Genomic DNA, 6,859 nt, shown 5'->3' with positions numbered 1-6,859 from the left:
GAGGCCAGCCGCCGCGGCGTGCCGGCCCTGGTGCTCACCTTCGAGCCGCACCCGCGCAAGGTATTCAGGCCGGAGGTGCCGCTCTTCGTGCTGACGCCGCCGCCGATGAAGGCGCGGCTCCTGGCCAGGCTCGGCTTTGCCGCCCTCGTCGAGCAGCCGTTCACACGCGACTTCGCCGCGCTCTCGGCCGAGGCTTTCGTAACCGATGTGCTGGAAAACAGGCTCGGCATCAGCCATGCCGTCACCGGCTTCGACTTCCACTTCGGCAAGGACCGCCAGGGCGGCCCGGCCTTCCTGATGGCGGCCGGCGAGCGCCACGGCTTCGGCGTCACGCTGGTCGATGCCTTCCGCGACGAGGGCGCCGAGGTGGTCTCGTCGAGCCGCATTCGCGCTTTGCTTTGCGAAGGCGAGGTAGCAGAGGCCGCCGGCCTGCTCGGCTACCGCTTCACCGTCGAGAGCGAGGTGATCGGCGGCCAGCAGCTCGGCCGCACGCTTGGCTTCCCGACCGCCAACATGAGGCTTTCGCCGGAAGCCACTCTGAAGGAAGGCATTTACGCCGTCCGCTTCCGCCGCGCCGACGGCACGCTTCACGATGGCGTCGCCAGCTTCGGGCGCCGCCCGACCGTCGACGACAATGGCGCGCCGCTGCTCGAAACCTATGTCTTCGACTTCTCCGGCGATCTCTATGGCGAGATCTGCCAGGTGTCGTTCTTCGGCTATCTGCGCCCCGAGCTGAAGTTTGATGGGCTCGATGCGCTGGTGGCGCAGATGAAGCTCGACGAGGCCGAGGCGAGGGCGCTGCTCGCCGGCGTTCGCCCGCTTTCCGAGCTGGACGCCGCGATCTGCTTCTAGAGCAATTCCAGGAAAAGTGTTTAGCGGTTTTCCGTCCGGAATTGCGTAAAAAACAACCGACGGGCTGCTACCTCTTCAGCGCCAGGCCGATGGCAATGAAGCTCCAGCCCTGGAAGATCAGGTCGATGGCCAGGAACATGCCGAGCACCCACAGGCTGTTGACCGGCCAGCCCATGGCGATGATCAGGCCAAGCAGGATTGTGATGATGGCGGCCGCGAGCAGCCATCCCCAGCCTTGCTCCGGCCGGTGATTGAAGGCGACCCACGCCCTCAGCAGCCCGGAAGCGACGAGGGCGATGGCGAGCAGCAACGTCAGCACCGCCGAGGCAAGCAACGGGTTGTCGAAGGCGAAGAAGCCGGCGACGGCGTAGAGCAGGCCGCTCGCCAGCCAATAGAAGAAGCGCCCCCAGGTCTTGACCCCGAAAGCATGGATGATCTCGATGGCGCCGGCCATCAGCATCAGCCAGCCGACGACATAGACCGAAGCGACGGTGGCGATGAACAGATTGCCGAAGGCGATGCCGCCGAAAATCAGGAGCAGCACGCCGAGTGCCACGAACCATCCCCATTTGTCGCGCGTCCGTCCGATCGCATCTTGCAAGGTCATGGTCGCATCTCCCTCCAGATCTGGCCGCGCATCCTGCGGTTGAAGGAAAGGTAATCCCAATGGCATTACCCGTCCAGCGCGGTGGCTATTGCCAAGATGCACCGAAGCTGGTGTCATTTCATTTTGCGCTAGGGAGGTATGGCGATGAAGCGATCTTCTGGGCTCGCCCTGTTTTCCTCGACTCTCGCTCTGTGCACTGCCGCTTCGGCTCCCGCTTTCGCGGCGCAGCCCGGCGATCCGCCGGACGGCATCGCCAAGATAGAAACGGTGGTCGTCATCTTCGCCGAGAACCGCGCGTTCGATAATCTCTATGGCCATTTCCCCGGTGCCGAGGGCATCGACAAGGCGAGCAAGGAAAGCCTAGAGCAGCGTGACCGCGACGGCTCGGTGCTGTCCGAATTGCCGCCGGTCTGGGACGGACTGACCGCCAAGGGCGTCACGCCGCCGGTGACGCAGGCGATGACGGAGCACCTTCCAAACGAGCCCTTCACCGTGAACGACGCGAAAGGTTTCAACGTTCCGCTCAGCGTCGCAACGCACGATCTATGGCACCGTTACTATCAGAACCAGATGCAGATCAACGGCGGCAAGAACGACATGTTCGTCGCCTGGGCCGATTCAGGCGCCATGCCGATGAGCAACTGGGACGCCTCCAAGACCGACATGTGGGCGGTCGCGCAGAAATACGTGCTGGCCGACCATTTCTTCATGGGCGGCTTCGGCGGCTCTTTCTTCAATCACCAGTGGCTGGTCTGCGCCTGCGCGCCTTATTACCCCGATGCCGACAAGAACCCGGCCAAGCCGTCGATCTCGGTGACGGACGATAGCGGCACAGCGCTGAAGATCGCGGACAATTCGCCGAAATCGGCGCGCGACGGTATCCCGAAATTCGTCTCCGACGGCAATCTGACGCCGGATTTCTATGCGGTCAACACGATGCAGCCGCCTTACCAGCCGAGCGGCAACGATCCGGCGCCTGGCGGCGATCCGCGCATGGCGGATCCGGCCAAGCCGACGACATTGCCGCCACAGACGGAGCCGACGATCGGCGACATGCTCAGTCTCAAGCACGTCAGCTGGGCGTGGTATTCGGGCGCCTGGCAATACTCGCTCGACCACGGCAATCACACACCGACCCCGAATTTCCAGTATCATCACCAGCCGTTCAACTACTACGCCAACTATGCTCCGGGCACCGAGGCCAGGCGCGAGCATCTGCGCGACGCGGGGCTCGGCGGCGTGAGCTTCATCCAGGCCATCGACGACGGCGCCCTGCCGCAGGTCTCCTTCTACAAGCCGCAGGGCAATCTCAACGAGCATTCCGGCTATGCCGACATCCAGGCCGGCGACCGCCATATAGCCGATGTCGTCGCCCATCTGGAGAAAAGTCCGCAATGGCCGCATATGCTGGTCGTCGTCACCTATGACGAGAACGGCGGCATCTGGGATCATGTCGCTCCGCCCAAGGGCGACCGCTGGGGACCGGGCACGCGCATCCCCGCGATCATCATTTCGCCTTTCGCCAAACACGGCTATGTCGATCACACGCCCTATGACACGACGTCGATCCTGCGCCTGATCACCGAGCGCTTCGAACTGCCTGTACTGCATGGCATCGTGGTGCGCGACAAGGCCGTGGCCGCGCATGGCGAGCCGCCGCTCGGCGATCTTACCGGCGGGCTCGACCTCAATTGAAGGGCCGTATCCGGAGGACGAAGATGGACGTCGACAGGATTGTCGCCCTGGTCACTGCCGACGGCATCGAGCTCACCGACCGCCGCCGTAGTGCAAAAGGCGACGGCTGGTCCCTCAGCTTCTCCAACGGCGCCACGGTGGAGGTCAGTGACGACGGATCGGCGCGCGTTTCGGGCAAGGGTGCCAAGGCGGTGACCAGGCTGCTGGACCTGCCGGCCGCACCGCGCGGCGCCTGATCCGACGACGTCGCGCCTACGGCTACCGCCTTCGTTACGGATTTTCACCAAGCCGCGCCGTGGCGTGACAGAGCGCGCTTTCTCTTGTTTGCCGCCAAAGACGTCACGAGGTGGACGCAGCGACGTCCGGTCGTACGCCGCGTCCGAACTCGACGTCCCCAGCTGCGTTCCGCTGGTGCGACTTCGCCGCTTAGCGGACACTGCCCGGATTGCGCTGAGGTTGCGCCAGAAGCGGGCATTGGAGCTTCGTCGCTCCCTCTGCATGCTGCCTCAACGCCAGAAGCGCCTGGTATTGACAAAGGCGTCGTGTGCTTCCGCGGCATCCTTGAGAAGCTTGGACTTGTCGTCGGCGCTGAAGAGATCCTTCGCACCAGCCACGTCCGAAAGCTCCAGCGCTGCCAGCATATCGGGGGCGGTAGCGATATCGTTGAGTTCGCCGAGATGATCCTGCAGGCCCTTCATCGCCTCGATGAACCGTCGATGGCGTTTGGCTTCCGCCTTGCTGTTGTAAAGCGGCTCGAAGAACTCGGCCGCATAGCGCAGTTTCTTTGCGGCGATGCGCACTTTATGGCGGGTCTCGTCATCGGCATCGATGAGATTGCTGCCGCCCTTCGCCACCTTTTTCCAAAGTTTATCAAATACATCCGAGGCGAAATCCCTTGACGACTGTTCGTGCAACATTTCGTCCGAATGGGTTCGCCAGTCCCCGATGGAAATCCACTCAGTGACATCGATCATCAGGGAGCGGGCGCGTATTGAGGAGAACGATGCTTCGACCGCCGCATAGGCGTCGTCGCGCGATTCTTGAAGACGGCTTGAAAGAGCCCCGCTGGAAGCGCGACCGATCATCACGTCGATATTGCGTGCATCGCCAAGTTCCGAGGCGAGCCATTTCAATTCTTCTCGCAGGTAGTCAAAACGGCTGTCGTCGAATAGCGACTTGCAGATCGAGCATAGGGAGCGCAGCCGTCGCAGCGACACGCGAGCCTGGTGCAGGGCGTCGGCATCGCGAGACCAGCCGAGCGCCGTTTCATTGAGCCGAAACTGTCTGAGACATGCCGCTGCGATACGCGCGAAAGCCGTTGCCGCGCTCATCTCGGAAGTGAGCGGGGTCGCGGCGGATTTCACGGCACCAGGAGCCGAACCAAGCAGACGATAGCCCCGTTCCGCTTTGCTCAGCACGCCGAGATGCGCCGGCGTGATCAGGTCGACTTTCCGGGCGAGCGCAAACAGCGCTGTCGGTGAGCCCGCCTTCTTTTCCAACTCGATCTCGCAGACCGGCGCCTCGCGATCGGCTGCAACGACCTTGCCAAGATCCAGAGCGACCTCGACCGTATCGTCGCCATCGATCACATTCCAACGATGCCGTTTGACATGAACCTCGAACAAGGGCGCGAGCTTTGGGCCATCCCCTGCAAGCAGGTCTCGGATCTGCGGATCGTCAAGTACCGGTGTGTCGCCGGCGACCGGTCGCTCCCATTCCTCGCGTGTGAACGATCCGGCCGCGGCGCCATCGCCGACTTTGACGGTCTGTATCCTTTCATTTCCCGATTGCCGAATGCGAAACGATAGGCCGCGCTTGGACAGGTCCCATCCGGAGGTATCGAAATAGATGGATCTCTGCTGAAGAATGGTGGGCGAGGATGCGAACGGATTTTTCTTGAGGAGCGACCGCGCACCCGATTGCGAAAGCTCGAGCTTCAGTTCCGTTTCCTGCATGATGTCCTCGGCGCCGCCTCGCTTCACGGCAATCGAAGGGACCCCACCTGCATGGTGCGTCATAAAGCTGTCACAAACAACCGCCCGCCTCGACCAACTGTGGCTGGACCTCAAGCCGGCACACGACAATGCGCGAAGCGGAACCACACTTCTCGGTCCTCGTTCACCCGATGATGCAAGAGAAGGACAAATGTGATGGCTACCAAAGAAAAAAAGAAGAAGGCGAGCCGCGTTGTGAAGGGGCAAGAGCTGGAGGTAGAGCACCTGACGGAAATTGCCGACGTCACGCCGAAACAGGCGCGCGCCTTGTTGCGGAAGCATGGTGCCGACTGGACCAAGCTCAAGGACGAAGCTGAAGATTTGAAGGAAGACTGAACTGTCGGAACAGCTTCCCCATTCCGAGCGGCACCGGCCGGCCGGCTGGTTGCGCCGTTGCGGCGAAGCGCTTTCGCCCTAAATGAGACAGCCGACCCGCCCGGAACGCGCGCTGGCTCGTCTCCCATTGTAACGTGAATTTAGTTTCAGCTAACGAAGGCGCTCTGCTAAAATTGTTAGTGGGGAGCCAGGGACGGAGTTTCCCAATGGATGCAACGGAATTAAGGACGATCAGCGACACTCTGATGCGGATTGTGACGCCGGATATGACGCCGAAACAACTATTGAAGGCGGCAAGGAGGGAACACCCGGACGCGTCAAAGAAAGACATCGCCCGCGCGGCGTTCTTTTCGATTATCGCTAACGCCGACCAGGATCACGGAAAGGTCAAAAACCTACAGGCATTCGCCATCGCAGGCCGAGTGAGCGGCGACGCTTAGTGAGGCGAGCCCGTGCGTCCTAATGATTGCCGAACACTCTGCAACTTATCGCGGACGGGCTGAGAAACCAGCGATATCACTCCGACGCGGTCGGGCGGCCAAAGCCCGTCCGACCAAATGGAAGAAGACCGGCGCAATAAACCCCAGGGACTAGGCACGACTTCGGTCTCGGATGCCTGAGGCGATCAGGCAGTCTTGCGTTCCTTCAAAGCCTTCTCAAAGGCATCCTTGATCGGCTTGGACATGTCCTCGCCAGCTCTCATCATCGCGGCCTTAAGGCCTCTGGCCTGTTCAGCGGATTTTTCGATCTGCTTGTGAAGGAAAGCGGTCTGCAGTTCGATGCACTCGGACAGCGACTTCGCGGCAACCAGAGCCTCAAGGTGCGCGAAGCCGGCTTCGGCATTGTCTCTCAGAGCCGCAATCATCTTCAGGGACACTTCGTTGCCGGTGGTCTTGGCCATTTCAAAGGTCGACTCAAGAGCCTTTTGTGTCGTTTCGGCGTCCGAACTCAATTTGGAAAACGCTTGCGTCGACTGCTCAACGCCCTGGTCGACAACAGCGCGAACTTGCTCGGTAGCTTTGGACGGGTCGAAGGCGGGGGATTCGACATTTTCGATCGTTTCGGTCTTGCCGGGGAGCTTGGACATTTTTCCATCCTTTTTCCAGGGACTGCCTCAAAACAAAGCCGTCCCCATCATGTACGAGACCGTCGCAACGGATTTATGTAACCGGCATGAATTTGCGCGCGACACCGAATGTGCCGTTGCGACCCGTTGACGATGCTTCGTGCAATTCACCGCCTCAGGCGGATCTGAACGTCCGCGGTTACGATTACTCCTCCGAAAGAAGCCAGTCCGCTATCAGCCCACTTCGGTCGTCAGAGAATTGGTGGCAAACGTCCGCTTCTGTGAAGGGTTACGGATGCCGGCCCTCTA

General features: G+C 61.3%; 8 protein-coding genes. 5 read left to right on the top strand and 3 right to left on the bottom strand.

The genetic code is table 11. The features are described 5' to 3' along the window. Positions 1–852: bifunctional riboflavin kinase/FAD synthetase (locus DH10_RS01655; RefSeq protein ID WP_192384106.1), on the top strand; the 852-nt coding region annotated here is incomplete at its 5' end. A 67-nt stretch (positions 853–919) separates the two neighbouring features. Here DH10_RS01655 and DH10_RS01650 read toward each other — a convergent pair. Beyond that, entirely contained in the window at positions 920–1,459 is a 540-nt protein-coding gene (locus tag DH10_RS01650) for an HdeD family acid-resistance protein (protein WP_192384105.1), read from the bottom strand. Between the two features lie 144 nt (positions 1,460–1,603). Here DH10_RS01650 and DH10_RS01645 point away from each other — a divergent pair, with 144 nt between their 5' ends. Next, positions 1,604–3,154: an acid phosphatase gene (locus DH10_RS01645; RefSeq protein WP_246505852.1), complete on the top strand. Its 1,551-nt coding sequence runs from the start codon at positions 1,604–1,606 to the stop codon at positions 3,152–3,154. 23 nt (positions 3,155–3,177) lie between these two features. Next, on the top strand, positions 3,178–3,390 hold the full coding sequence (locus DH10_RS01640; protein ID WP_192244196.1) for a hypothetical protein: 213 nt from the start codon (positions 3,178–3,180) through the stop codon (positions 3,388–3,390). Between the two features lie 270 nt (positions 3,391–3,660). Here the strand turns inward: DH10_RS01640 and DH10_RS01635 are convergent, their stop codons facing one another. After that, complete coding sequence (locus DH10_RS01635) at positions 3,661–5,172, bottom strand: CYTH and CHAD domain-containing protein (protein ID WP_312891186.1); 1,512 nt, start codon at positions 5,170–5,172, stop codon at positions 3,661–3,663. Positions 5,173–5,304: 132 nt separating this feature from the next. Between DH10_RS01635 and DH10_RS01630 the strand changes: the two genes are divergently transcribed. After that, entirely contained in the window at positions 5,305–5,484 is a 180-nt protein-coding gene (locus tag DH10_RS01630; protein ID WP_140889221.1) for a hypothetical protein, read from the top strand. Positions 5,485–5,690: 206 nt separating this feature from the next. Next, entirely contained in the window at positions 5,691–5,924 is a 234-nt protein-coding gene (locus DH10_RS01625; RefSeq protein ID WP_192244194.1) for a hypothetical protein, read from the top strand. 185 nt (positions 5,925–6,109) lie between these two features. Here DH10_RS01625 and DH10_RS01620 read toward each other — a convergent pair whose 3' ends face one another. Next, positions 6,110–6,571 (bottom strand): phasin, encoded by a 462-nt coding sequence (locus DH10_RS01620; protein ID WP_192244192.1) that lies wholly within the window; start codon positions 6,569–6,571, stop codon positions 6,110–6,112. Positions 6,572–6,859 lie beyond the last annotated feature (288 nt).

The organism is Mesorhizobium silamurunense (assembly GCF_014843825.1).
Classification (GTDB): Bacteria; Pseudomonadota; Alphaproteobacteria; order Rhizobiales; family Rhizobiaceae; genus Mesorhizobium; species Mesorhizobium silamurunense.
The sequence above is the reverse complement of the archived record's forward strand: the minus strand, read 5'-3'. Positions and strand labels throughout refer to the sequence as shown.

What these genes read in the sequence shown, in the direction of transcription:
- DH10_RS01650 (WP_192384105.1), bottom strand. Translation starts at nt 1,459, where the DNA reads ATGACCTTGCAAGATGCGATCGGACGGACGCGCGACAAATGGGGATGG.
- DH10_RS01645 (WP_246505852.1), top strand. Translation starts at nt 1,604, where the DNA reads ATGAAGCGATCTTCTGGGCTCGCCCTGTTTTCCTCGACTCTCGCTCTG.
- DH10_RS01640 (WP_192244196.1), top strand. Translation starts at nt 3,178, where the DNA reads ATGGACGTCGACAGGATTGTCGCCCTGGTCACTGCCGACGGCATCGAG.
- DH10_RS01635 (WP_312891186.1), bottom strand. Translation starts at nt 5,172, where the DNA reads ATGACGCACCATGCAGGTGGGGTCCCTTCGATTGCCGTGAAGCGAGGC.
- DH10_RS01630 (WP_140889221.1), top strand. Translation starts at nt 5,305, where the DNA reads ATGGCTACCAAAGAAAAAAAGAAGAAGGCGAGCCGCGTTGTGAAGGGG.
- DH10_RS01625 (WP_192244194.1), top strand. Translation starts at nt 5,691, where the DNA reads ATGGATGCAACGGAATTAAGGACGATCAGCGACACTCTGATGCGGATT.
- DH10_RS01620 (WP_192244192.1), bottom strand. Translation starts at nt 6,571, where the DNA reads ATGTCCAAGCTCCCCGGCAAGACCGAAACGATCGAAAATGTCGAATCC.